A 24,443-nucleotide genomic window follows, 5' to 3' on the forward strand; every position below is an offset into this window, starting at 1 on the left:
TGCATACCTAACTCCGGCGTTCGAACACTTCCCCAGCGTGCCGGGCCTATCCGGCCGGGGGTTGTGCGTGCGTGGCGCTCCGCCAGATGCGGGCTACGGCTACGGCTACGGCTCGCATCGGGCGCCGGCCCCGACCCGGACGACGCTTACGGCACGCGGACGAGCCAGTCCTCGGTCCCGAACTTCGAGTCAACGCGACGCTGCGCCTCGGCCACCGTCTCGTCGTCGATGGTTGCGGCAGCGAGGCCGTAGCGGTTGGCGAAGGTGCCTACCAGGCGGTTGATCACCTCGGCCCGCTCCAACCCGGTCTGACTCCGCAACGGGTCGACTCGCTTGTTGGCGCTCTTGGTGCCCTTGTCGGACATCTTCTCGCGGCCGATCCGCAGGACCTCGACCATCTTCGCGGCGTCCATGTCGTACGCCATCGTCACGTGATGCAGCACCGCCCCACCGGCGAAGCGTTTCTGGGCGGCGCCGGCGATCTTGCCGGCCGGTGAGGTGATGTCGTTGATCGGCTGGTACGTCGCGGCGATGCCGAGCTCGTTCAGCGCGCCGACCACCCAGTCGTCGAGAAAGGCGTACGAGTCGACGAAGGACAGCCCGGAGACGAGCGACTCGGGCACATACAGCGAGTACGTGATCGTGTTGCCCGGTTCGACGAACATCGCGCCGCCGCCGCTGATCCGGCGTACCACCGTCACGTCATGCTTCGCCGCCCCGCCCAGATCCACCTCGTTGGCCAGCGACTGGAAGCTGCCGATGATGACCGCGTTCGACGCCCACTCCCAGATCCGCAACGTCGGCGGCCGCTCCCCCGACCCGACCTGCTCGGCCAGTACCTCGTCCAGCGCCATCTGCAGCGCCGGCTCCCGCGGTACGTCGTGCACGAACTCCCAAGCGTGATCCGTCCAAGCCGTAGCCCCCGTCAACGCCCGCCGCACCGCGACAGCCACAGCCTCAGGCGAGAACCCGATCATCTCGACCCCATCGCCGAGCACCCCGCGAACCCGGGCCGCGATCTGCGCCACCGGCATCTCGACCGGCACCCCGGTCAGCGCCCCGTTGATCCGCTCCAGCGCATCATCCGGCTCCAGGAAGAAGTCCCCGCTGATCCGCCCCCGCCGCACCACCTCGTCGACGACGTCGAGATCGGCGACGACCAACTTCCCACCAGGCACCTTGTATTCACCATGCACACCACTACCCAACCACCCACCCCCCAGAGATGTTCCTCAAGACCCCCTCCCCGAGCGATCATCAGCCATGCGCGAACGCCTGAACTCGACCCCCACCTGGGCCCTGCTCCTGATCCTCTGGCTCGCCTGGACCGCGGTGACGTTCGCGATCGGCATCATCGAGACCAGAGACCTGTTCTGGTCCCTCATCTTCGGCACCGCGGTCTCACTCATGGTGGCCGTCGGCATGACCTTTGCGATCAAGGCCAGGCTGCGCTGGGAGAACGGCGCACTGGGCGATGCCCCGAAGGACGCCCGGAGGCTGGCCCTGAAGGCTGCCTGGAAGGGCCCGCTCCCCACCGACCCCGAACTCCGCGCGACAACCCTCGCCGTCGCCCGGGAACAACTCCGCCAGATGCGCCGAGGCCGCCCGCTCCAGATCGTCGCCGTCTCCCTGGTCACCGTCTCTGCCATCGGTCTGGCCTTCACCGACTCCCCCTGGCAACTCCTCATGTTGGTCTTCTACGTCCCCCTCGCAGTCACCTTCCTCTACGCGCCCACCCGCCTCCGCAAACGCATCGCTCAGCTGTCCGAAGCCGAGTAGGTGTATCAGCGGGCCGGTGCCGAGTGCTCTCGAAGGGAGGTGATCACACCCCGAGACGAGGGCGGCACAGATGTCGGAACTGAGCGTGGACGTGGAACTGCTGGCCATCGGCGCCGGGCCGTCGAACCTGGGGCTCGCGGTGGCGCTCGAAGAGCTGGCCCCGGAGCTGGCGGAGAACAGCCTGCTGATCGACCGGAACACGGAGATCGCCTGGCAGCAGGGCATGTTGATGCCGTGGGCCACCAGCCAGGTGTCGTTCCTGAAGGATCTGGTCACCCAGCGGGACCCCACCAGCAAGTTCTCCTTCCTCAACCACCTGTTCGAGACCGGGCGGATGGACGAGTTCGTCAACATGAGCACCTTCACGCCGTACCGGGTGGAGTTCACCGAGTACCTGCGCTGGGTCGCCGCGTCGCTGGAGAAGGTGAAGATCGAGCTCGGCCGTGAGGTTGTCTCGATGCAAGCCAAGAAGGACGAGACCGGATCGGTGACCGGCTGGGTCACCACGCTGGCCGACGGCAGCACGATCAACAGCCGCTACCTCGTGTACGGCGGGAGTCGCGAGGCCAACATCCCGCCGGTGCTGGCCGATCTGCCGCCCAACCGGGTCGTGCACAGCACGGCGTACCGGCAGCGGGTTGCCCAGTTCGATGGCGAGCTGCCGTACCGCGTGGCCGTCGTCGGCAGCTCCCAGAGCGCCGCGGAGATGTTCCGTGCATTGCGCGACGACCTGCCCGACAGCGACGTCGCCTGGCTGATGCGGTCCATCGGCCTCAGCTCCGACGCCTCCAGCAAGTTCACCAACGAGCTGTACTACCCCGGCTTCGTCGACGAGTTCTACGACGCCCGGCCGGCCGCGCGCGAGCAGATCCTGCAGGAGATGTACCGGACCAACTACTCGGTCGTCACTCCCCCGATGCTCGAGCACCTGTACGCCGACCTCTACCTCGACCGCTTCAACGGCCGTACCGAGCGCCGTCTGATCCCGATGGTCGACATCACGGCCGCCCGCGACACCGGCGACGAGCTGGTACTCGAGCTGACCGACCGCCGCACCGGCGCGGTCACCGAACTGCACCGCGACGTCGTCTTCCTCGGTACCGGCTTCGACACCCGGATGCCGCGCCTGGTCCGCGAGCTGGCCGACAGCCTCGACCTCGACCAGATCGACGTCACCCGCAATTACCAGCTGGAGCTCGGCGTACCGAGCGCAGCGGCCGCCTACCTGCAAGGCGTCAACGAGCAGACGCACGGCATCTCCGACACCCTGCTCAGCGTGCTCGCCCAGCGGGCCGAGGAGATCTGCCGCGACATCATCGGGCACCGCGAGCGGATCCCGGCTGCCGCTGTATCAGGCGAGGAGGCGTCCGCGCTCTAACGGGTGGCAGAACGGCAACCCCGAGGAGACCCCGGATGGCAATGGTCGAACTGGAACGGACCCCACTCGACGAGGTGGCCCGGGCCCGTGAGCAGGCCTTCGCCGGCCTGCAGGCAGCGATGCCACCGGCCATCCTGGCCGAGGCGTTGCAGTGCACCGTCAAGCTGCAGGCTGAGTTGCCCTACCGCGAGGAGCTGGAGAAGAACCTCGTCATGGTGGCGTTCGGCGGCGGCAAGGACAGCTCGTACACGCTGGCCTTCGTCCGTGCGATGCAGCTGATCCTGTACCGCGTCCATGGCCGGACGTTCCGGATGCGGGTCGCCACCAACCGGCACGCGGGCATGCCGCGGCCGGTGATGGAGAACATCGATCGCGAGTACGTCGCCCTGCGGCTGTTCGACGACCCGGACTGCGAGCTGCTGCTGGTCGACGGCGACGAGGTGTCGGAGTTCTACGTCGACTCGCCGCAACGCGAGCACGTGATCCGGCGCAACCGGCTGGACATCCTGATGACCGGGCACCGCACCTTCGCCGACGGCCGGCCGACATTCTGCAACTCCTGCAACCTCAGCGTCTTCAACGCCTTCGGGGTGGCCGCGGCGTACGGCGACGGCGCCGACATCATCATCACCGGCGACTCACCGCGCGAGCAGCGGCAGTACACCGCCTGGGTCGGCCGGCTGGCCCGCCAGATCCGCGCGACCGACCCCGGCACGATCCGCGAGCACGCCAGCACCGAGAACGGCTTCGGCAAGGTGCTCGGCCAGCTCGACGACATCGCCGGCGCCTACTTCACCGACATCCTCGGCCCCGACGCGACCACCGCGATCGCCGAGCGGCAGGTCAGCACGGCCGTCCCGGACCGGTTGAAGTTCTTCTCGATCTACGACGAGACCGACTACGCGGCCGGCGACCACTTCGAGCTGCTGACCGGCTTCCTCGGCTTCCAGTTCGACGACCTGGCGTTCAGCTTCACCGAGTCCGACTGCGCGAACCCGGCCCTGATGGCGCATCTGCGCGGGATCAAGGCCGAGCACCTGTTCCAGCGCTCCTACGACGAGGGGATGGCCGAGTACGTCCAGTTCGCCCTCGGCCTGATGCGCAAGAAGGACATCCCGGCCGGCCTGATCGAGACGATGCGGGCCCGGTACGACACCCCGGACGCGCTGAAGCGGATGCGGCTGCTGGCCGAGGAGTACGCGCTGGAGACCTTCGCTCTCACCGAGAGCCACCTGGTCTGCATGACGTACTCCCCGTTCGCCGGCCAGGGCGCCGGGCTCGAGCAGTTCATCGAGCGCGAGCACCCCGAGCTGGCCGACCGGGTCGCGGACATGCACAGCCTGCTGGCCGGCGTGACCAACGACGTCGAGCTGGCCGCCGAGCTCGAGCGGATCAGCGGCCTCGAGCCGAGCCAGCTGCGGGTGCTCTACAGCCGGTCGGTGCAGACCCCCGGCGGCGGTGGCGCGCCGGTGATCGACCTGATCCTGCAGGGCGATCCGCACAAGGCGGTCATCGAGACCAAGCACTCCCAGAACGGTCCGAACACCTTCGAGCAGATTTCGGGACGGTAAGCCATGGTCGTACACATCTCCCGGCTGGATCGTGACAATCTCGTGCACGAGTACAGCGTCGACACCCAGCGGCTGATGCCGTGGGCGGTGCTGAACGCACCGTTCGAGGTCTCGTACGCCGTCTGCCGGGCGAACACGGTCTCCAAGCTGCACACCCACCACGAGCAGGAGATCTTCGTCGCGGTCTCCGGCGAGGTCGAGGTCGAGTGCGGTGGCGAGCGGCAGCCCTTCCGGGCCGGCGACGTCTGCTACTTCACGCCGGGCCAGCTGCACCGGGTGCACAACCACAACGACGAGGACTTCGTCTTCACCAGCATCTGGTGGGACCCGGAGATGTCGCACCGGTTCCTGGCCGCGCACGCCGGGTCGGAGACCGAGAAGCTCGCCGCCGAGGCGCGCGAGAAGGAAGCAGAGAACGCCGCGACCGCCGCGGCGATCGAGAACTCCGAGCGTGAAGGAGCCACCGCGTGACCGGCGTACTGCCCAAGGACGACGACCGTCCCGTCCTGGTCCTCGGCCCGAACCCGACTCCCAACGGTGGCATGCATCTGGGCCACATCGCCGGTCCGTACCTGGCCGGCGACGTGTACGCGCGCTACCAGCGGGCCCGCGGCCGCAACGTCATCTTCACCACCGAGACCGACGACAGCCAGACCTACGTGGTCGCGTCGGCCGCCCGCGAGGGAATCACCTCGGAGGCGCTCTGCAAGCGCTCGACGGGCCAGATCCAGGAAGCCCTGCAGGCGATCGGCATCTCGTACGACGGGTTCGGACCGTTCGACTCGACGTACAAGGCCACTGTGCTGCAGTACTTCCACGCGCTGCACTCGGCGGGAGTCTTCAAGCTCAAGACCGTCCGGCTGCCGTACCTGGAGCGGACCGGCGAGTTCATGGTCGAGGGTCTGATCGAGGGCGACTGCCCGGTCTGCCTGAGCAGCAGTCGCGGCGGCCTGTGCGAGACCTGTTGCCACCCGAACAACTTCGACCAGCTGCTCAACCCGCACTCGACGATCAACCCGGACGACAAGCTCACCTACCGCGAAGCCACCATCATGGTGCTGCCGCTGGAGGAGTACCGCGACCGGCTGACGAAATACCACGAATCGCTGGCGACCCACCGGCGCCCGCACGTGCGGCAGATGATCGCCGAACTGCTGGCCCGCCCGTTGCAGGACGTGCCGATCACCTTCCCGCTCGGCTGGGGTATCGACGCGCAGTTCCCGGAGGTGCCCGGCCAGGTGCTCAACGCCTGGCTCGAGCTGATCCCGGCCGGGATGTTCACCACCTCGTACGCCGCGAGCAAGCTCGGCCGCGACACGGTCCCCGGCGAGCTGTGGAAGAAGGCCGAGAACCTGCGGATCGTGCACTTCCTCGGCTTCGACAACGCGTACTACTTCTGCCTGCCGCACATCGCGATGCTGATGGCGCACGGCGACAAGTACGTCTGGCCGGAATCCATCATCAACAACGAGTTCTACGAGCTGGAGAGCTCGAAGTTCTCGACCAGCAAGCGGCACGTGCTGACGCCGCAGGAGTTGCTGAAGGAGGTACCGCGGGACGTCGCCCGGCTCTACCTGGCGCTGACGGCCCCGGAGTACCAGCGGTCGACCTTCAGCCGGGCGGGGCTGGACAAGATGGCCGAGGACCGGCTGATCGGTCCCTGGAACCAGCTCGCCGGCACGCTCGCCAAGGCGGTCGCCAACGCCGGCGACGACAGCGCCCGGCTGCCGGTCACCCCGGGCGGTCGCGGCCGAATCGTCCTCATGCTTGAGCGATTCGACCTGTTCTACGAGATGCCGACGTTCAACCTGAACCGCGCGGCCGACACCGTGCTCACCCAGCTTGAGCGACTGCGCGGCCGGGCAGCAGCTCTCGACGGCATCGGCCTGGACGAGCAGCCGGAAGCCTGGGGCGACCTGTTCGCCGAGGTCAAAGCCCTGCTGGCGTTGGCATCCCCGCTCCTGATCGACCTCGTCACAGCAGCCAAGGAAGCCGGCGTCTTCGACGGTACTTCGAACGCTCTGCTGGCGAACGGAGTCTTCGACGGCGCCGACGTCAAGCCGTTCGCCCCGCCGCTCCTGTCTGCCGAGCCGGCCGCTGCGGGCAACCCCGCCGAAGCCGTTGAGCCGGCCGGCGCGCTCGCCGGAGGTGGGTGATCCCGGATGCGGATCACGGTGGTAGGTGGTGGCGTGATCGGGCTGCTCACCGCGATCGAGTGCGTCCGCGCGTCCGGCGCCCACCAGGTCGATCTGGTGGACGCCGGTCCGATCCCGTCACCGCTGGCCACGTCGAACGATCGGCTCCGGGTGACCCGCGCGCTGCACCGGGGCGACCCGGTGCTGACGGCTGCGGCCGCGGGCGCGCATTCCGCCTGGCTGGATGTCGAGCGGCTGCTCGGTACGCGGTTCTATCACCCGACCGGTGCCCTCACGGCGATGCCGGCTGAGCAAGCCAACATCGAGTTGGCCGAGCTCACCGCCGACGGCGCGAAAGCCTGGGCGCTGTCACCGAAGGACCTGGCCAACTGGTATCCGCGCGTCAACTTCCCGCCCGGAAGCGCCGCCGTACTAGAGGCGACGGCCGGTGTGCTGCTGGCAGACCATGCCCTGGTGGCTATGGCCCGCTGGCTTGCCGAGCATCCTCGGGTGCGACTGCTCCCCCACCGCCAGGTCGTCGCGGTGTCCGAGGTCGAGGGGGACGGCGTGGTCCGATTCGCCGACGGCGCGACCCAGTCGGCAGATCGAGTCGTCATCGCTGCCGGACCGTGGTCACGCGAGCTGTTGGCCGGCTCGGTCGGACCGGATCTGACCTTGTACCGGCAGAGCGTGCTGTCCTATCGGCCACCGACCTGTCGCCGGAACTGGGCCGAGATGCCGGTCGTACTCGGCCTCGGCCCGAACCGCGATGCGTGGTTCATGCCGACGGTGGCGCAGTCGGAGGCGCCGATGCGATTGAGCGCGGCAAGCGCGTGCAGACCGGTCGAAGAGATGACCGATCGCGGTACGCCCGACCAGTGGCGTCATCACCTCGTCGACCTGTTCACCCAGCTGATCGACGGGTTCGACCCGGCCGGGGTGGTCGGGGCCAACGACGGCTACTACCTGGCCGAGCGCACGCAAGGCGGGCCGCTGCTCGCGGCGTACGGAGCAGGCACTATCTGGGCCTTTGCCGCGTGCGGCGGGATGTCTTTCAAGTTCGCACCCCAGATCGCCCGGGCGATCGCCGATCGTGCGGTGGGCGACTCGCCCCGCACGACCGGTCTCGAGTCGATCGACAGGCCGCGCCAGCTCGCCGCGGTCGGTGAGGAGTTGACCCTATGAAGCTGCTCGCTCTGGAGGCCGTGCAGAACGCCGGCTACTACCAGTCCCGCTACCAGCAGATCGAGGAGTTCGGCGGCACGCTGTACGTGCTGAACGGCCTCGGCCAGGAAGGCTATTGGCCGGCCGACCGGTACCGGATCGCCGGCTCCAAGCACATCGACGACATCATCAAGGCCGCCCAGGAGTGGCACGCCGACGAAACATTCGACGGCGTCCTCACCTTCTCCGAGTCCGGGGTGCTGACGGTCGCCGCGGTGGCCGAGGCGCTCGGGCTGCCTGGCGTCGGTCTCGATGCTGCGCGGATCAGCCGGAACAAGCTGCTGATGCGGGAGGCGCAGGAACGCGGTGGCGCGCCGGTGCCGAGGTACCGGCTGGTGCCCGATGTCGACGCGGCGCTGAAGGCGGCCGAGGAGTTCGGGTATCCGATCATCCTCAAGCCGACGTTGGGGGCCGCGAGCAACTTCGTGTTCAAGGTGGACAGCGCCGGCGAGCTGCGGACCCGGTTCCCGCAGGCGCTCGAGGGCATGGCCGGGATGTCGTGGTTCCAGATGGAGCCCGACGGGCTCGACCTCGGACCGTACGGACTGCTGGTCGAGTCGTTCCTGGACGGCCGGGAGATGCAGATCGAGGCCCTCGCCTGGGACGGCGAGGTGTATCTCGGCTCGATCGTCGACCGGATCACGATCGAGGGCAACACCTTCGACGACGACGCGCACCAGGCTCCGACCACCCTCGACGCGGACCAGCTGGCCGCCGTCCACGACGTCGTCACCAAGGCTGCCCACGCACAGGGACTGAAGCGCAGCGTGATGCACGCCGAAGTCCGTTTCCATCAAGGCAGACCGCACATGCTGGAGATCGCCGTACGACCGGGCGGTGGCGGGCTGGACTACTTCGCCCGCCTGAGCACCGGGTACTGCCCGATCCGCGCCACGATGGCGGTCGCTGCCGGGGTGAAGCCTGAGGTCCAGCACTACCACCCGACCGGAGTCCATCTCGCCGGCACCTGCTTGATCAGCGCGCCCGGCCGGATCGAGCAGATCACCGTGCCGCCGGCGGTGGCCGAGTCGGACCGGGTGTTCTTCCTCAAGATCACCGCCAAGCCCGGTGACCTGGTCCGGCGGCCGCCGGACGGCAACAACATCCTCGGCTTCCTCTGCACCAGCGGCGCGACCTTCGACGAGGCGATCGCGACGGCGTACGAGTTCGCCGCGCAGATCGACGTACGGCTGGCCTTGCCGGCGACGGCCTGACAGACCCTGAACAAGAAGAAAGGTGACCTGATGTCCACAACGTTGACCACGCAGGATTCCGGCCAGCCGTCCGAGGCGGGCCGGCCAGTCAAGGGTGGCATCGTCACCTGGGCCTGCAACCCCGGCTTCCCGCCGGCCGCGATCTTCCCGTTCACGCCGCGGGAGCGGATCGGGATCCGGAACCTGTACGAGTTCCAGATCCTGATGTTCCGCCCGCTGTACTGGCTGGGCAAGGACGGCGCGGCCGGCGTCGACTACGACCGCAGCCTGGCGCATCCGCCGGAGTGGAGCGAGGACGGCCTGAGCGTCACCGTCACGCTGAAGGACTGGCAGTGGTCCAACGGCGAGCCGATCTGCGCCGACAACGTGATGTTCTGGGTGAACATGATGGCGGTCAAGGGCGACCGGCTCGGCTACTACGTGCCCGGCTACTTCCCCGACAACCTGTCGTCGTACGAGAAGATCGCCGAGGACAAGGTCCGGTTCACCTTCAACGAGGTCTACTCCAAGACCTGGGTGGAGATGAACCAGCTGACCCTGATCACCCCGATGCCGAAGGCCTGGGACCGCACCGCGGACGGACCCGCGCGGGCGTCGTTCGACAAGGACGACATCCCCGCCGTCTACGACTACCTGGTGTCGGAGAACGGCGAGTGGACCGAGGAGGCCAACCTGCACCGCGGCGGCTGGGCCGACAGCCCGGTCTGGAGTGTCGTCAGCGGCCCGTGGAAACTGAAGAGCTACGACCTCGACGGCCTGGTCACCTTCGTACCGAACGAGAACTACTCCGGCCCGCACAAGCCCCAGCTGGCCGAGTTCCGCCAGGTGCAGAACGACACCGACGAGCTGATGTACAAGCGGCTGCTGGCCGGGCCGGACGCCGAGGACGGCATCCACATCGGCTATCTGCCACCCGGGATGGAGATCACCGACGGCAGCCCTGACCCGCTGGCGGACAAGTACCGGGTGGTGCCGCAGGACGTGTTCGTGCTCCGGTACATGCCGTTCAACTTCGACAACGACTCCGACACCGCGGCGATCTACAAGCACGCGTACGTCCGGCAGGCACTGCAGATGTGCCTGGACCAGGACCGGATCATCGCCGAGGTCTTCAACGGCAACGCCTACCGGATGGACGGGCCGATCCCGCCTTCGCCGCCGAACCCGCACGTCTCCCCCAAGCAGCGCAACGACCCGATGCCGTTCGACCCCGAGGCGGCCAACGAACTGCTCCGGGCACACGGCTGGGACACCAGCACGCTGCCGGCCGGCTGCGTCCAGCCCGGCGAGGTCGCCGGGTGTGCGGGTGAGGGTGTGGAGATCGGCGCCCACATGTCCTTCACGATCCGGTACGTCGAGGGCAAGGACGCGCTGCTGAAGCTGCTGGAGATCTTCAAGGAGGACGCGGCCAAGGCCGGCATCGAGCTCAAGCTGGAGCCCGTCTACGGCTCGGTGATGGTGGCCGAGGACCACAGCCCGAACGTGCCGAGCAAGCGGCTGTGGGAGATCAACACCTGGAACGGCGGCTGGTCGTTCTACGGTCACCTGACCGGCGAGATGCTGTTCGCCACCGGTGGCGGCAGCAACTTCGGCGACTACTCCGACCCGACCGCGGACAAGCTGATCGACGCGACCGTGCACAGCGACGACCCGGAGGCGATGTACGCCTACCAGGACTACATCGCCGAGCAGGTCCCGACGATCTGGTCACCGGGCTTCCCGAACCGGATGTTCGAGGTGGCGAAGAACCTGCGCGGCGTCGAGCCCTGCAACCCGTACGGCCTGATCAACCCCGAGGACTGGTACTACGTCGAGGACTGATCCCAGGACGAACAAGAAGCCGCCCCAGCCGGAGCTGGGGCGGCTTTCTTGTTGCCTGGGGTCAGCGCCTCAGCTCAGTGCTTCAGCGGGGTGGTTGCCGCCGGCAAGTGGTGCATGCCGCGCAGGAGCGTGCTCGGCTCCCACTCCAGGAACTTCGGGTCGGCGGTCATCCGCAGATCCGGGAACCGCTCCAGCAGCCGGGTCAGCGCGATGTTCGTCTGCATCTTGGCCAGCGGCTGGCCGATGCAGAAGTGCGGACCGTGACCGAACCCGAGCACGCCCTTGGGCTTGCGGTCCAGATCCAGCTTGTTCGCGTTCTCGTACTGCTCCTCGTCGCGGTGCGCCGACAGGATCGACAGCGCCATGATGCTGTTCTCCGGCACGATGGTGTCACCGATCTGGATGTCCTCCAGCGAGAACCGGAAGGTCGCCACCCCGACGCCGCCGTCGTAGCGCATCAGCTCGTCGATCGCCTGCGACATGATCCCCAGGTCGCCGCGCAGCCGCTCCATCGCGTCCGGGTTGGTGAGCAGGCTGAGGATCGCGTTCGACAGCGTGTGCTGCGAGGTGATGTGGCCGGCCACGGTGTAGAGGAAGATCATCGCGACCAGCTCGTCGTCGGTCAGCCGGTCGCCGTCGGGGTTGCCCTCGATCATCGCGCTGACCATGTCGTCACCGGGGTTCTTGCGCTTCATCTCGATGATCGCCTGGCCGTACTCCTGGACGTTCTTCGACGCCTGCTCGACCACCTCCGGCGGGTGCCCCGCGCCGACCAGCTCGACCGCCCACTGCTGGAACCGCTCGCGGTCCTCGAACGGGATGCCGAGCACGTCGCAGATGATCACGATCGGCAGCGGCTGGGCGAACTCGGTCACCAGGTCGACGTCGTCGCGACCCTCGAGCTTGTCCAGGTACTGGCCGACCAGCTCCTCGATCCGGTCGCGGAAGTTCTCCATCCGCTTCAGCGTGAAGGCCTTGCTGACCAGTGAGCGCAGCCGGGTGTGCCGGGGCGCGTCGGTGTTCAGCATGTGCTGGGACAGCTCGTCGTCGAAGCCGACGTCGGGCTTGTCGGTCTCGACGTAGGTGCCCGTGTGCCGGGCGAACATCTCGTTCATCCGGGTCCCGTCCTTGCTCACCCGGGGGTCCTGCAGCAGCGTCCGCACGTCGGCGTACCGAGTGACGAGCCAGACGTCGGCTCCGTGCGGGAAGACCACGTGATGGACGCGGCCCGCCTTCCGGTACGGCTCGAGAATCTCGTACGGCCTCTGCATGAAGTCGTCCGGGATTCGATCGAGGTCCCGGTGGATTTCGATGGTCATATTGGTCCGATCCTCCTGCCAGCGGGGCATGACGACGCGGGGGCACACGCGGTCCGCGATGTGTCGCCGTCACCCCACCAGAGGCAGCCCGGACGCGCCGCTGATACACGTGTTTTAGTTGCCTGCAAACCCTGTCGGACGGGCGTTCGGCGCGGTAGCGTGCGGGACCAAATGTCCGCAGGCAGACCTGCCCGGACAACTCGCCTGCCCGGAACCAAGGGGTGAAGTAACCGATGAGTGAAGAAGTCGACCGCGATCCGGCACCGGCCGAACAACCCGGCACCGGGCTCGGTGCGATCGCGACCTGGCGGCAGACATCGCTGACGTCCAAGGCGCTGCTGTTCGGCGTGTTCGTCAACCGGCTGGGCGCCTTCCTGCAGATCTTCCTGGTGCTGTTCATGACGCACAAGGGCTTCTCGGCCGGTGAGGCCGGCTTCGCGCTCGGCGTCTACGGCGCCGGCCACGTGCTCGGCTCGTTCGTCGGTGGCTGGCTCACCGACCGGCTGAGCGCCCGGGCCGCGACCCTGATCAGCATGCTCGGCTCGGCCGCGTTGATCGTCTCGATCCTGTACATCAAGCCGTACTGGCTGATCCTGCTCGCGATCTTGGTGGTCAGCACGGTCAGCATGCTGAACCGGCCGGCCGCGCAGGCGATGCTGGCCGAGCTCACCAAGCCGGGCCAGCTCGTGATGACGATGGCGATGTACCGGCTGGCGATCAACCTCGGTACGGCCGTCACGCCGATCGTGGGTGTCGCGCTGGTCTCGGTGTCGTACAACCTGCTGTTCTGGGCCGAGGCGTTCGCCGCGGTGCTGTACAGCGCGATCGCCTGGAAGTTCCTTCCTGGCAAGCCGAGTGCGGCCGAGCAGGCTGAGAAGGCCGCGGCGAAGGCGGCCGACAAGAAGCAGGGCTATCGGGCTGTTCTGGCCGACTGGCGCTATGACTTCTACCTGGCCGCCGTGTTCCTGGTGACCATCGTCTACTGCCAGTACCTCGCGGTGCTTCCGCTGGCGATCGTGGACGACGGGATGAGCCTGTGGTGGTACAGCCTGGTGGTCTCGGCGAACGCGGTCGTCGTCGCGGTCTGCGAGGTACCCGCGACGAAGTACGTGCAAACCTGGCCTTTGCGTATCACCGCCATCGCGGGCTTCGGCCTGGTCGCCGTCGGCTACGGCATGTACGCCATCGCCCTGATCCCAGCCCTGCTGATCGTCGGCACGATCATCTGGACCGCCTCCGAGATCATCGGCGCCCCCACCACCTTCGCCTACCCCGGCATGGTCGCTCCCCCGCACCTGATGGGCCGCTACTCCGGTGCCATGCTGACGGTCTTCGGTCTGGGCAACGCCATCGGCCCCGCAGTAGGCGTCTGGGCCTGGTCCCACCTGGGCCAGACCTTCTGGATCTGGGCCGCCGGCGTAGCAGTCCTCTCCGCAGTCTGCGCCCGCATAGGCATGCGCCGCCCAGACGGCGAGCCCTCCAAGATCCCCGCCCCCACCCCCACCACAGACCCCAGCACCGAACCAGCCACCTAAACAAATGAAAAAGGTGGGGCGGCCCATTGAGGGCCGCCCCAGCTTTTTGTGTACTACTTGACCGGAAGCGCGGTGCCTGGCTCGACGTCCGAGTCTTCTGGGAGGACGTGCATGCCGGTACCGACTGAGGCGCCGGCCTTCAGGCGGATGACCTCGAGGTCCGACTCCACCGTCGCAGCGCGGGCGAAGACGCCGCCGAAGCCGTTGACTACGGTGAAAACGCCCCAGTTGACCAGCCAGGGCACGGGATCGCCCTCTGGCATCGGGAAGTACTCCACCACCGGCCGGATCCGGCGCTGGACGATCCATGACCCGCCGACGGCCGACCGGACCCGCTCCTCCCACTCCTCCGCGCTGGTCTCCGCACGCCAGCCGAGCAGTACCCCGTCGCCGCCGTGCAGCTGGGTCGGCTTGAGCACCAGGTCGTCCTGGTGCGAGAGCACGTAGTCGATCAGGTCGACGCGGCTGCCATCCTCCAGCGTCACCTGCTCCGACCGCACCGCCCGGGTCCACGGCAGGATCCGGTCCAGGCTGGCCAGCGTCTCCGCGTCGAAGTGCTTCCGGTTCGCCTCGTCCGACAGCATCGCCAGTGCGCTCTTGCTCGCGAACATCTCCGAGTCCAGCGGGGTGAAGATCTTCACCTCACCGCGGGCCGCCGCGTCCAGGATCGGCTCGGCCAGCGCGAACGACTCCGGGTCCTCCAGGTCCTCCAGCATGAACAGCCGCTGGATGATGTCGAGCTTCACGTCCCCCAGCCAGACCCCACCGTCGCGCACCTCGAGCTGCCCGATGTGACCGAAGACGGTGTCGATCCCCATCTCGGTCAGCCGGCCGGAGAAGTGCTGCATGTACGGCTCGAGCGTCTCGTAGCTGCTCGGCCAGTCGACGGTCGCCATCTTCGGCCGCGACCCGGGCGCGAACCCGCTCTCGACCAGCATGTCGTTGACCTGCTCGCGCATCGTGTCGACGAAGGTCAGCCGGTGCTTCTGCGCGAACTCCAGCATCACCGGCTGGTCCAGCAACGCGGTGGCCATGTCGGAGTGGTCGATGCCACCGAGCGCGCTGCCCATGTTGAACTCGAGCAACTTGAACCCGTCCTCGGACAGGTACAGGTCACCGCGGCTCTGCTTGGTGACGGTCGTGCCGCGGCTGCGCAGGACCGCCGAGACCTGCGCCTCACTCAGTCCGACGGCCCGGCCGAAGGCGCCGAAGTCACCGCCGTACAGCTTGTCGGGCAGGCTGACCAGGGCGGCGTGCATGTTCAGCATGTCGTGCGCCAGTTGCTCGGTCTCCTCGGCACCGAGGAACAACGGCCGCGACAGGTACCGGCCGCCGTAGAAGGACTGCAGGCCGACGGACTCGGGCTGGGTGCTGGTGAGTTCGGTGGCCGAGATCCCTCGTCGCTTGACCTCGTCGAGATACAGCGCAGTGAGTTCAGCTCGGCTCAAGCCGGTAACCATATGTCGGACCTCCGAGTGGGCTGGGCGGAGCAGAGCCGCTCCTACTCGCAAGAGACCTCGACCTGCCCCCGGAAATACACCCATGGGGGGAGGTATCTGACGGTACCCCCGGCCTCCTCTGGTGGGCATGGAAACCACTGCTCGGCAGGCCACAGCCCGCCACTACCTGATGTGCCCGCCGACCCACTTCGACGTCACCTACTCCATCAACCCATGGATGGATCCCGGCAAACCGACCGACCAGTCGATCGCCATGGACCAGTGGCAGCGGATCCACGACCAGCTGATCGACCTCGGCCACACCGTCGACGTGATCCCGCCGCTGGAGGGATTGCCCGACATGGTCTTCGCCGCGAACGGCGCCACCGTGTACGGCGACCGCGCGCTGGTCGCCCGGTTCCGGTTCCCCGAGCGGGACGCGGAGTCGGCCGGCTACCTCGACTGGTTCGCCGCCAAGGGACTCAAGGTCCGCCAGGCGGCGCTGGAGAACGAGGGCGAGGGCGACTACCTGGCCGCCGGACCGTGGATCCTGGCAGGCAACGGCTTCCGTACCGACCGCCGCAGCCACGTGGAGACCGAGGAGTACTTCGGCCGCCCGGTGATCGGCCTGACCCTGGTGAACGACAAGTTCTACCACCTGGACACCGCGCTGTCGGCGCTCGACGACCGCACGATCATGTACTACCCGGCGGCCTTCACCCCCGGCAGCCAGGGCATCCTGCGCGAGCTCTTCCCGGACGCGATCATCGCCGACCACGACGACGCCGAGGCGTTCGGACTCAACGCGGTCTCCGACGGCAAGCACGTCCTCATGCCCGAGGGCGCCGCCAACCTGGTCGCCCAGCTGCGCGCAGCAGGCTTCGAGTCCTTCGGCATGGACGTCTCCGAACTGCTCCGGGCCGGCGGCGGCGTCAAGTGCTGCATCCTCGAGCTGCACAACCAGGTCTGATGATCGATTACGACGGCAGGAGGTTCCGCGATGTCGCGCACGCCGAGGGCGATGGCCCGTCGGCCGTGTACCGGCAGCGCGGAGACCTCCTGTGGGGTGACTTCAGCGGCGGCAAGGTACGGCGTGGGTCGCTGACCGGCCTCTGCCGGCCCGACGGGTCCATCGAGTTCACGTACACGATGGCGCTGGCCGACGGGACCGTACTGGCCGGGCATTGCGAGAGCACGCCCGAGATGCTGCCGGACGGCCGCATCCGGCTGCACGAGCGCTGGGAGCGGTACGGGCCGCAGGCGGCCAGTGGCGTCTCCCAGCTGGACGAGATCGCCTCACCACTCTGAGCAGGCCTGTGTATCAGGGCGTGAGCAACTGATGCTCTGGTTGTCATGGATCATGTCGCCGCCGTCCCGGCCGGCAGAGCCGCCGGGAACGGCGACCTCACCGTGCTGCTGACCAGCGTCTCCTCGGACTCGCACACCTGGAACCTGGTGTTCCTGCAGCTCGTGCTGGAAGAGCTGGGCCACCAGGTACACAACCTCGGCGCCTGTGTGCCGGACGACCTGCTGATCGCCGAGACGGAGCGCATCCGCCCGGACCTGATCGTGGTCAGCACCGTCAACGGGCACGGCTTCCACGACGGGCTGCGGGTGATCAGCCAGCTCCGCGACCGGCCGGGCCTGAGTCAGGTACCGGCGGTGATCGGCGGCAAGCTCGGCATCGACGGACCGGGCTCCGACGGCTCCCGCGCCAGGCTGATGTCCGCCGGGTTCGACGCGGTCTTCGACGACGGGACCGGCCTGACCGCCTTCCAGTCGTTCGTCCGTCAGCTGACCACCGGCGTCGCTTCGTGAGCCTCCCGTCCACCGGCTCGTTCGGTGACTTCGTCACGGGCGCGCACCAGGCCGGCCGGCTCGTGGTCCAGCCCCGGATGGGGGTCAGCGAGGCCGCCTCGATGCGCCTGGGGTTGCAGCTCACCAAGGCGGCAGCCGCAACGACCGTGGGTACGATCACGCTCGACAGCTACACCCGGGTCGGCGACCACGCCAGCGCCGGCGCGGCCCTGGCGGCCGGCATCGAGCTGAACGGCTACCCGATCGTGGCGCAGGACGTGTCCACCACCCGGGCGGTCCTGGACGGCGTCGTCGGCGTCGACTTCCCGGTCCAGGTCCGGCACGGCTCACCGTTGCCTGCGGCAATCATTCGCTCGCTGGTCGCGGCCGGTCTGCACGCGACGGAGGGCGGCCCGGTCTCGTACTGCCTGCCGTACAGCCGCGCTCCGCTGACCGAGTCGATCCCGAACTGGGCGCTCAGTTGCGAGTTGCTGTCGGAGGTACGGGAGACCGGCGTCGAACCGCATCTGGAGAGCTTCGGCGGCTGCATGATGGGCCAGCTCTGCCCGCCCGGCCTGCTCGTCGCGCTGAGCGTGCTCGAGTGCATGTTCTTCCGCCAGCACGGCATCCGCAGCGTCTCCCTGAGCTACGCCCAGCAGACCGATCCGGACCAGGACGCCGAGGCGATCCTCGCCATGCGCCGGCTGGCTGCGCAGTGGTTGCCGGACATCGACTGGCACGTCGTCATCTACACCTACATGGGCGTCTATCCGCGCACGCCCGAGGGCGCCTCGCGCCTGCTCGAAGAGGCCGCGCGGCTGGCAGTCCGTACGTCGTCCGCCCGGCTGATCGTCAAGACCGTTGCGGAGGGCTATCGGATCCCCACCTTCGCCGAGAACGTCGACGCGCTGGAGACTGCCGCGGCCGCTGCCGCGCGGTGCACCAGGATCATCGGCGACATCGACGACACCGGTATCCACGCCGAGGCGAGCGCGTTGATCGATGCCGTGGTCAACCTCGACCCGGACCTCGGTACCGCGCTCGAACTCGCCTTCCGCCGCGGCTACCTCGACGTCCCGTACTGCCTGCACCCGGACAACGCCGGCAAGGCTCGCAGCTATCTAGACGACACCGGCCGGCTGCAGTGGTCGTCGGTCGGCTCGATGCCGATCCGCGAGTCGGTCCGGCGGACCGGCGCGGGCAAGCTGACCGCGATGGGGCTGCTGTCGACGCTGTCGTACATCGAGCGGAAGTTCGACAGCGCGAGTCTCGAGCAGGAGTACCAGGCCGCACCCGCGGCCGAGCAGCTGCCGGACTCCAAACCACCGCCCCGTGACGAACTGACAGGGAGCAACTTATGACCGAGACCCGGATCCCACCCGCGCAGGCCGCGGCCTCGCTGCCGCCGAGTCCCCGTGAGCACTTGACCTCACCGGTCACCCGGGCGGTCCTCGTGATCCAGAACAAGATGCTGTCCGCGAGCCGCGAGTACCTCGCCGGCCGTGGATTCATGGAACTGCTGCCACCGATCATCGGACCGGTCACCGACCCGGGCGCCCGTGGCGCCAAGCAGGTCGACGTCGACTACTACGGCCACCGGTACAAGCTGATGACGAGCGCGATCCTCTACAAGCAGGCCGCGCTGACCTCGTTCGACAAGATCTTCTTCATCGCCCCGAACGTTCGGCTGGAGCCGCTGGAGACGACGTCGACCAGTCGGCACCTGGCCGAGTTCCACCAGATCGACTGCGAGATGGCCGATGCCGGCCGCGACGACGCGCTCGAGCTGGCCGAGGGCCTGGTCCGGTACGTCGTCGAGCGCGTGCTGAGCGACCTGCCGAGCGAACTGCACACGCTCGGCCGGGACGCCGGCGCGCTGGCCGAAGTACTGACCGGGCACTTCGGCCGACGTACGCACTCGCAGGCCGTCGCCGATCTGCATGCCATCGACCACGACCAGAGCCCGGACGCGGAGATCGACTGGGTCGGCGAGGCGAAGCTGTCGCAGCAGGTGGACCGGCCGTTCTTCGTCACCGACTACCCCAAGGGGTCCCGCGGCTTCTACGACAAGGAGAGCCCGGACCAGCCCGGCATGCTGCGCAACTTCGACCTGATCGCGGCCGAGGGGTACGGCGAGCTGTGCAGCGGCTCCGAGCGCGAGCAGGACTACGCGACCATCGTCGCCCGGATGCGGGAGACGGCCGAGAACCCGGCGAAGTACGCGTGGTACCTGGAAATGCTCAAGCAGGGCGTGCCACCGAGCGCGGGCTTCGGCTTGGGGCTGGAACGCTTCACCCGCTACGTGGCCGGACTCGACTCGGTCTGGCAGGCGAGCGCGTTCCCGAAGGTGCCGGGTATCCCCTCCCCGTGACCGCCTCGCCGTGCCCAAGCGCCCTGGTGGCCGGTTTCCGGCGAAGATGTCCCGCATGACGGAAGCAACCACAGAGCCGAGCGGCACGCTCAGCCTGGGCCAGGGCACGGCCTTGTACGTCGGGGCCGTGCTGGCCACCGGCGTGATCGCACTGCCGGCTCTGGCCGCCGAGGTGGCCGGGCCGGCGTCGTTGCTGGCCTGGCTCGGCCTGGCGATCGTCTCCGCTCCCCTGGCGGCGACGTTCGCCGCGCTGGGTGCGCGCTATCCGGACTCCGGTGGCGTAGCGACGTACGCGCGCCTGGCCTTCGGCGACAAGGCGGCCGCCGTGGTCGGCTGGTGCTTCTACCTGTCTGTGCCCGTCGGTGGTCCCGCTGCCGCCTTGTGGGCCGGTGGCTACGTCGAAGCCGGCATCGGTGGTGGTGAGAAGACGGTATTGATCACCATGCTGCTCCTGATCCTCGCTGTACCGGCCACCAACGCCTTCGGGATCCAGGTGACCGGCCGGGTGCAGATCGCCCTGGCTGCGCTGCTTGCCGTCTTCCTGGTACTAGCGGTCGCGCTGTCGCTGCCACACGCGGACCTGGCCAACCTGCAGCCGTTCGCACCGCATGGCTGGAAGGCGATCGGCCCGGCGGCCGCACTGCTCGTCTGGAGCTTCGTCGGCTGGGAGGCGGTCACTCACCTGACTGCGGAGTTCCGTAGGCCGGACCGCGACGTACCGCGGGCCACTGCGATCGCAGTGGTGGTCGTCTGCGTGCTCTACCTCAGCGTCGCCTTCGCCACCATCACAGTGCTCGGCCCTGGTGCGGCAGAGACCGATGCGCCACTGGGCGACCTGCTAGCGATCGGCCTCGGCGGCAACTCCCGCATCCTGGCCGCCTGTGCAGCGCTACTGCTCAGCTTCGGCGCCATGAACGCGTACTACGCGGGCGCGTCGAAACTCGGCGCCGCCCTGGCCCGCGACGGCTCGCTGCCCCAATGGCTGACCCAGGGCAGTGCTGCCGGCGAGATCCCGCGCCGTAGCCTCACGTTGCTCGGTGGCATGTCCACAGTGACCGCCTTGATCGTGGTCGCAGCAGGCATCACGCCGTCGTCGTTGGTACTGCTCACCACCGGCCTGTTCGTCACTGTGTACGCCGTCGGTGTCGCGGCCGCCGTCAAGCTGCTGCCACGGGGCAGCAAGGGTCGCCTTGCTGCCCTCGTGGCACAGGGTGCTGTCGTAGTCCTGCTAGTGATGGCTGGGCCCTACTTGCTCTGGGCCTTGATCGTCACAGTGGCCGCACTCGGCTATCGCTGGCTGACCCGCGGTCAGCGGCGTCCGTAGAGGGCCTGCATCCCGAGGACGTCGCCCCGGCCGAGCGTGCGCATGTGCCCGGTACAGCGCCGGACACCCGGGTACATCGTGAGGTTGAGGTCCTCGTCGGCGCTGAGGTTCACCAGGCCGTAGACGTGGCCCATCTCGTGGGTCAGGACCGACTCCACGTCGTACCGCCAGCGGTCCTTGTCCGGCGGCAACTCAGGCTTGCACTTGGGGTCGTTGACCGGGTCGTAGGTCCAGTTGTAGTCGGCACTGTTCATCCTGATGTCGGCCTCGACGGCTCGGGTCCGGCCGTGTCTGGTCTCGGACCAGGTACAGGTCCAGGCCAGGGTCGCCTCGAACGAGCCGCCGGGCAGGTCGCCTTCGTCGATCACGCTGTGGTGATCGCGGTCGCCGCAGGTCGTCGCGCCGTCGACGTACACGAAGTTTCCCTGCCTGGCGGTATGGCCGAGGAGAGCGCCGGACGCGCCGTTCCGGCCGCGCATGCCGCAGGTGTTGCGGCCCTGGGTCATGTTGGCGAGGGACCGCCGGACAGCCGCGTCGAAGTCGGACTGCCGGTTGGTGGCGAGCTTGGTGCCCCACGTCGTACGGAACAACCAGGGTGAGTGCCACTTGTAGTCGCGGAGTGCGTAGGTGTCGCGGTCGCAGGCACCGGGCTGACCGGCCAGGTCAGGGAACTGGTTGTCCGGCTCGTGCTTGGCGGGAGCCGAACCGGTACTCACCCGCCCCTGCTCGTCGGTGGTCAGGCTGTAGGTGCGGGCGCCGGACGGGTAGAGCAGGTCCATCGTGACGCTGTCGCCTGGCTGCGGGACGGTGAGTGCGACGCCGTCGCCGGCGTCGATGAGTCTGCCGACGGCTCCGCAGGCGACTGCGGAGCGTGCGGCGAGGGCGGTGGAGTGCAGGACGCCTTCCGGCAACCGGCAGGGATTCGTGACGGCGGCAGCGCCGCCGACGGGCAACGTACTGACAGCCAGCGTAAAGGCGGCCAGCACAGTGGTCAGGCGTGCGAACTTCATGGTTTGTGCCCCCCGGCCCAATTGAGAGTGAAACCCCTTACAGAGAAATTGAGGGAGCGGCCCGGTACGGCTGATACGGGTGTCCGCGAGTCGGTCGGCCGCGGTCCCCGTATTTTCACCGCTCGCTCACCGCCTCTGTCGGTGCAAGAGCTTGCTGCGATCCGATTGAGGTGGCCATCCTGCACGCCGAGACGTTCCCCGAGGCAGCAGTCCGAAGCCGGGCCAAGACCGGTGCTGCCGACGCGTTCCCGCCCGCGGACCAGTACGGGCACGCGCTGTTCGGCGCCGAGACCGGCGGGCCGGAGCCGACCTGCCCGATCGATCGGCACCGGCTCGTACCTCCGGTCTTCGTCCCGCAACGCTTCGCGAAGCTGGTCGAACTGACCCGCGAGCCGGTCTATCGCGACGTCGTGCTCGAGACGACGATCGGCGGGTTCCGGTCCGCGCTGCCGTTGTATGTCTCGGCCTTCGGCTCGACGGAGGCAGCCAGTGTCGCGCTCGGCATCTCCGCCAGCAGGCAGGCCGGACGGCTCGGCATCCCGATGGTCGTCGGCGAGAACGTGATGCCGATGAACAGCTACGGCCGGCTGGAGGAGGACGCCGAACGCTCCCTGCTCGGCCGGATCAGCGCCTACCAGGCCGAGGCGCTCGACGGGTACGGCGGTGTCGTCGTCCAGCAGAGCACCGAGGACGCGGACGCCGAGGTGTGGAACCTGGTCTACAGCGACCCGAACGCCTTGTCGCTCCTGGAGTCGGGCCGGCTGGCCTTCGAACTCAAGGTCGGCCAAGGCGCCAAGCCGGGGCTGGGCGGGATGACGCTGATGGGCGCCGAGTCGGCCGAGCGACTGGCCGATGCCTACCTCCTCGACCCCGTCGTCGGCAACGGTCAGGTCCTGCGCAGCAGCAGCCCGGGCAGCTTCACCGCGGAGATCCTGAAGCAGCAGATCCGGCTCATGCGCAACAACTACCCGCGAGCCCGGATCTGGGTGAAGTTGCCACCAGCACGAGATGTCGCCGCCGCTGCCCGCGTGGCCTGGGAGGCCGGCGCCGATGCGGTGACCGTCGACGGCGCCGAAGGCGGCACGGGCTGGGCGCCTCGCGCGTTCCTCGACCAGGTCGGCCTGTCCCTCGGCGAGTGCCTGCGCCGGATCGGCGAGGAGCGGGCCGGTCGCGAGCAACCCGGCCTCGAACTGGCCGGCGCGACGCCGACCTGCCTGCTGGTGTCCGGGCGGATGTGGGAAGGCGCGCGGATCGCCAAGTCGCTTGCCCTCGGCGCCAACGCGGCCGGCCTGGGCCGGGCCGCGTTGATCGCCGTCGACACCGACCCGGACAACGGCCTGGTCAACCTGGTCGAGTGCCTGGCGCTCGAACTGCAGTTGATCGTGAGCGCCCTGGGCAAGTACCACGTGGAGGCACTCGACCGGGAAGACGTGTGGAGCCCAGTTGGATAAGCCGGCTGGGTAGGCCGGTCGGGTACTAGGCCAGGTGGCGGTTCCGGCGGAGCATGTCGGGCACATCCCGGCGGGCGTGCGCGACGGTCTGCCGGCTGCGGACCAGATCCACCAGTTCCGCCGTCGGCTCGACCCCGAGCTCGGTGGCCAGGCTCTTGCGGAAGAACTCCAGCCGCCGGATCGCCTCCACCACGTTGTCCTCGGCCAGATGCACCTCGATCAGCACCCTGGTCGCGCTCTCCCGCAACGGCTCCAGCCGTACCGCTGCCATCGCCGCCTCGATCGCCTCGGCGTACCGGCCGTCGCAGGTCAGCGCCTGGGCGGTCAGCTCGAGCGCGTGCAGCTGCAATTGGCGCAGCCGCTCCCGCCCCAGCAGGACCCAGTCGTCGTACCAGCCCGGAAGCAGCTCCCCCATCGTGGCCAGCGTCGGCAGCAACCCCTGATCGGCGCCGCACTCGCCGTCGTTGATCACCCGGCGGATGGCGGTGACCAGCGTGCTGACGTCTACATCAAGCGATTCATCCAAACGCAGCGTCTCGTCGCCGGTGACCAGCGGGTGCTCGCTCAACTGCCGCAGCCGCCACAGAGCGGTCCGCAGGCAGGCCTGCGCCTTCGAGTCGGACACCTCCGGCCAGAGCGTGCCAGCCACCTCCGCACGGCTGGACCGGCCGCGGAGCGCGACGTACGCGACCACCCGCCGGGCGCTCAGCGGAATGGACAGCGTCTGCTGGTCCACCACCGCCCGGAAACCGTCGAGCAGCCGGAGTTTCGGTACGTCCGGATTTTCTTCGGGCACAAAATCCGGCGTCGGCTCACCGACTAGACCGGATTCATTCGTCATATGTCCCCCCACAGGCATGAATTCCCACTTCCTGTGATTACTGGGCGACGCTCCGTTACGGCGAAGACTTTCGCCGGATCCGTCTCCCGATATGGGCATCGGCGACCTCCTCATCAGTGACCCCTGCGTTACCTGCGGTGAAGTCTGAATCCTCAGCTAATCGAGTACAAGGCATTGGCCCGGCAGATATCAGACATTTCCCCGGCAGTTCCCGGACGAACCCCTGAACCGGCG

At 68.2% G+C, this 24,443-nt stretch carries 21 protein-coding genes; 16 read left to right on the top strand and 5 right to left on the bottom strand.

Annotation, left to right across the window (positions count from 1 at the left end; genetic code table 11):
• Positions 1-146 precede the first annotated feature (146 nt).
• Positions 147-1,196 carry a lipoate-protein ligase LplAB gene (gene lplAB, locus ABD116_RS07195; RefSeq protein ID WP_486336010.1) on the bottom strand — a complete coding sequence of 350 codons (1,050 nt, stop codon included), beginning with the start codon at positions 1,194-1,196 and terminating at the stop codon, positions 147-149.
• Positions 1,197-1,263: 67 nt separating this feature from the next.
• Between lplAB and ABD116_RS07200 the strand changes: the two genes are divergently transcribed.
• The 8 genes from ABD116_RS07200 (at position 1,264) to ABD116_RS07235 (ending at position 11,122) form a co-directional block, all read left to right on the top strand.
• Positions 1,264-1,779 (top strand): hypothetical protein, encoded by a 516-nt coding sequence (locus ABD116_RS07200; RefSeq protein ID WP_343966151.1) that lies wholly within the window; start codon positions 1,264-1,266, stop codon positions 1,777-1,779.
• Positions 1,780-1,849: 70 nt separating this feature from the next.
• Entirely contained in the window at positions 1,850-3,157 is a 1,308-nt protein-coding gene (locus tag ABD116_RS07205) for a SidA/IucD/PvdA family monooxygenase (RefSeq protein ID WP_343966153.1), read from the top strand.
• A 35-nt stretch (positions 3,158-3,192) separates the two neighbouring features.
• Complete coding sequence (locus tag ABD116_RS07210; RefSeq protein ID WP_343966155.1) at positions 3,193-4,728, top strand: PqqD family protein; 1,536 nt, start codon at positions 3,193-3,195, stop codon at positions 4,726-4,728.
• Positions 4,729-4,731: 3 nt separating this feature from the next.
• Entirely contained in the window at positions 4,732-5,199 is a 468-nt protein-coding gene (locus ABD116_RS07215; protein ID WP_343966157.1) for a cupin domain-containing protein, read from the top strand.
• A complete protein-coding gene (locus ABD116_RS07220; RefSeq protein WP_343966160.1) occupies positions 5,196-6,884 on the top strand; it encodes a class I tRNA ligase family protein in 1,689 nt (562 codons plus the stop codon). Before ABD116_RS07215 ends, ABD116_RS07220 begins: the two co-directional genes overlap by 4 nt.
• Before the next feature lie 6 nt (positions 6,885-6,890).
• Positions 6,891-8,048, top strand: a complete 1,158-nt coding sequence (locus ABD116_RS07225) for an NAD(P)/FAD-dependent oxidoreductase (protein ID WP_343966162.1) — start codon at positions 6,891-6,893, stop codon at positions 8,046-8,048.
• A complete protein-coding gene (locus ABD116_RS07230; RefSeq protein WP_343966164.1) occupies positions 8,045-9,301 on the top strand; it encodes an ATP-grasp domain-containing protein in 1,257 nt (418 codons plus the stop codon). The genes ABD116_RS07225 and ABD116_RS07230 overlap by 4 nt, the downstream gene beginning before the upstream one ends.
• Positions 9,302-9,331: 30 nt before the next feature.
• The gene (locus tag ABD116_RS07235) at positions 9,332-11,122 is read left to right on the top strand and encodes an ABC transporter substrate-binding protein (RefSeq protein WP_343966166.1); all 1,791 of its coding nucleotides are present in this window, start codon (positions 9,332-9,334) and stop codon (positions 11,120-11,122) included.
• Between the two features lie 74 nt (positions 11,123-11,196).
• On the opposite strand, the gene ABD116_RS07240 is transcribed toward ABD116_RS07235, so the two are convergent.
• Positions 11,197-12,441, bottom strand: a complete 1,245-nt coding sequence (locus tag ABD116_RS07240; protein ID WP_343966168.1) for a cytochrome P450 family protein — start codon at positions 12,439-12,441, stop codon at positions 11,197-11,199.
• 233 nt (positions 12,442-12,674) lie between these two features.
• Between ABD116_RS07240 and ABD116_RS07245 the strand changes: the two genes are divergently transcribed.
• Positions 12,675-13,976, top strand: coding sequence for an MFS transporter (locus ABD116_RS07245; RefSeq protein ID WP_343966169.1), 1,302 nt, complete (start codon positions 12,675-12,677; stop codon positions 13,974-13,976).
• Positions 13,977-14,029: 53 nt separating this feature from the next.
• Here the strand turns inward: ABD116_RS07245 and ABD116_RS07250 are convergent, their stop codons facing one another.
• On the bottom strand, positions 14,030-15,424 hold the full coding sequence (locus tag ABD116_RS07250; RefSeq protein ID WP_343966171.1) for a hypothetical protein: 1,395 nt from the start codon (positions 15,422-15,424) through the stop codon (positions 14,030-14,032).
• Between the two features lie 139 nt (positions 15,425-15,563).
• Here ABD116_RS07250 and ddaH point away from each other — a divergent pair, with 139 nt between their 5' ends.
• The 6 genes from ddaH to ABD116_RS07280 are packed head-to-tail and all read left to right on the top strand — an operon-like array spanning position 15,564 to position 20,907.
• The gene (gene ddaH, locus ABD116_RS07255) at positions 15,564-16,385 is read left to right on the top strand and encodes a dimethylargininase (protein ID WP_343966173.1); all 822 of its coding nucleotides are present in this window, start codon (positions 15,564-15,566) and stop codon (positions 16,383-16,385) included.
• Positions 16,385-16,723 (top strand): avidin-fold protein, encoded by a 339-nt coding sequence (locus ABD116_RS07260; protein WP_343966174.1) that lies wholly within the window; start codon positions 16,385-16,387, stop codon positions 16,721-16,723. The genes ddaH and ABD116_RS07260 overlap by 1 nt, the downstream gene beginning before the upstream one ends.
• A 45-nt stretch (positions 16,724-16,768) precedes the next feature.
• On the top strand, positions 16,769-17,233 hold the full coding sequence (locus ABD116_RS07265) for a cobalamin B12-binding domain-containing protein (protein ID WP_343966176.1): 465 nt from the start codon (positions 16,769-16,771) through the stop codon (positions 17,231-17,233).
• On the top strand, positions 17,230-18,573 hold the full coding sequence (locus tag ABD116_RS07270) for a methylaspartate mutase (RefSeq protein ID WP_343966180.1): 1,344 nt from the start codon (positions 17,230-17,232) through the stop codon (positions 18,571-18,573). Before ABD116_RS07265 ends, ABD116_RS07270 begins: the two co-directional genes overlap by 4 nt.
• The gene (locus ABD116_RS07275; RefSeq protein WP_343966181.1) at positions 18,570-19,583 is read left to right on the top strand and encodes an asparagine synthetase A; all 1,014 of its coding nucleotides are present in this window, start codon (positions 18,570-18,572) and stop codon (positions 19,581-19,583) included. Before ABD116_RS07270 ends, ABD116_RS07275 begins: the two co-directional genes overlap by 4 nt.
• Before the next feature lie 55 nt (positions 19,584-19,638).
• Positions 19,639-20,907 carry an amino acid permease gene (locus tag ABD116_RS07280; protein ID WP_343966183.1) on the top strand — a complete coding sequence of 423 codons (1,269 nt, stop codon included), beginning with the start codon at positions 19,639-19,641 and terminating at the stop codon, positions 20,905-20,907.
• On the opposite strand, the gene ABD116_RS07285 is transcribed toward ABD116_RS07280, so the two are convergent.
• Positions 20,892-21,917 (bottom strand): matrixin family metalloprotease, encoded by a 1,026-nt coding sequence (locus tag ABD116_RS07285; RefSeq protein ID WP_343966185.1) that lies wholly within the window; start codon positions 21,915-21,917, stop codon positions 20,892-20,894. The two genes, ABD116_RS07280 and ABD116_RS07285, sit on opposite strands and share 16 nt — an antisense overlap.
• 170 nt (positions 21,918-22,087) lie before the next feature.
• Here ABD116_RS07285 and ABD116_RS07290 point away from each other — a divergent pair, with 170 nt between their 5' ends.
• Positions 22,088-23,368, top strand: a complete 1,281-nt coding sequence (locus tag ABD116_RS07290; RefSeq protein ID WP_343966187.1) for a glutamate synthase-related protein — start codon at positions 22,088-22,090, stop codon at positions 23,366-23,368.
• A 25-nt stretch (positions 23,369-23,393) separates the two neighbouring features.
• On the opposite strand, the gene ABD116_RS07295 is transcribed toward ABD116_RS07290, so the two are convergent.
• Positions 23,394-24,209 (bottom strand): AfsR/SARP family transcriptional regulator, encoded by an 816-nt coding sequence (locus ABD116_RS07295; RefSeq protein ID WP_343966189.1) that lies wholly within the window; start codon positions 24,207-24,209, stop codon positions 23,394-23,396.
• Between the last annotated feature and the right edge of the window lie 234 nt (positions 24,210-24,443).

Source organism: Kribbella koreensis (assembly GCF_039525325.1).
Taxonomy (GTDB): Bacteria; Actinomycetota; Actinomycetes; order Propionibacteriales; family Kribbellaceae; genus Kribbella; species Kribbella koreensis.

What these genes read in the sequence shown, in the direction of transcription:
- ABD116_RS07200 (WP_343966151.1), top strand. Translation starts at nt 1,264, where the DNA reads ATGCGCGAACGCCTGAACTCGACCCCCACCTGGGCCCTGCTCCTGATC.
- ABD116_RS07205 (WP_343966153.1), top strand. Translation starts at nt 1,850, where the DNA reads ATGTCGGAACTGAGCGTGGACGTGGAACTGCTGGCCATCGGCGCCGGG.
- ABD116_RS07210 (WP_343966155.1), top strand. Translation starts at nt 3,193, where the DNA reads ATGGCAATGGTCGAACTGGAACGGACCCCACTCGACGAGGTGGCCCGG.
- ABD116_RS07215 (WP_343966157.1), top strand. Translation starts at nt 4,732, where the DNA reads ATGGTCGTACACATCTCCCGGCTGGATCGTGACAATCTCGTGCACGAG.
- ABD116_RS07225 (WP_343966162.1), top strand. Translation starts at nt 6,891, where the DNA reads ATGCGGATCACGGTGGTAGGTGGTGGCGTGATCGGGCTGCTCACCGCG.
- ABD116_RS07230 (WP_343966164.1), top strand. Translation starts at nt 8,045, where the DNA reads ATGAAGCTGCTCGCTCTGGAGGCCGTGCAGAACGCCGGCTACTACCAG.
- ABD116_RS07235 (WP_343966166.1), top strand. Translation starts at nt 9,332, where the DNA reads ATGTCCACAACGTTGACCACGCAGGATTCCGGCCAGCCGTCCGAGGCG.
- ABD116_RS07240 (WP_343966168.1), bottom strand. Translation starts at nt 12,441, where the DNA reads ATGACCATCGAAATCCACCGGGACCTCGATCGAATCCCGGACGACTTC.
- ABD116_RS07245 (WP_343966169.1), top strand. Translation starts at nt 12,675, where the DNA reads ATGAGTGAAGAAGTCGACCGCGATCCGGCACCGGCCGAACAACCCGGC.
- ddaH (WP_343966173.1), top strand. Translation starts at nt 15,564, where the DNA reads ATGGAAACCACTGCTCGGCAGGCCACAGCCCGCCACTACCTGATGTGC.
- ABD116_RS07260 (WP_343966174.1), top strand. Translation starts at nt 16,385, where the DNA reads ATGATCGATTACGACGGCAGGAGGTTCCGCGATGTCGCGCACGCCGAG.
- ABD116_RS07265 (WP_343966176.1), top strand. Translation starts at nt 16,769, where the DNA reads ATGGATCATGTCGCCGCCGTCCCGGCCGGCAGAGCCGCCGGGAACGGC.
- ABD116_RS07275 (WP_343966181.1), top strand. Translation starts at nt 18,570, where the DNA reads ATGACCGAGACCCGGATCCCACCCGCGCAGGCCGCGGCCTCGCTGCCG.
- ABD116_RS07280 (WP_343966183.1), top strand. Translation starts at nt 19,639, where the DNA reads ATGACGGAAGCAACCACAGAGCCGAGCGGCACGCTCAGCCTGGGCCAG.
- ABD116_RS07285 (WP_343966185.1), bottom strand. Translation starts at nt 21,917, where the DNA reads ATGAAGTTCGCACGCCTGACCACTGTGCTGGCCGCCTTTACGCTGGCT.
- ABD116_RS07295 (WP_343966189.1), bottom strand. Translation starts at nt 24,209, where the DNA reads ATGACGAATGAATCCGGTCTAGTCGGTGAGCCGACGCCGGATTTTGTG.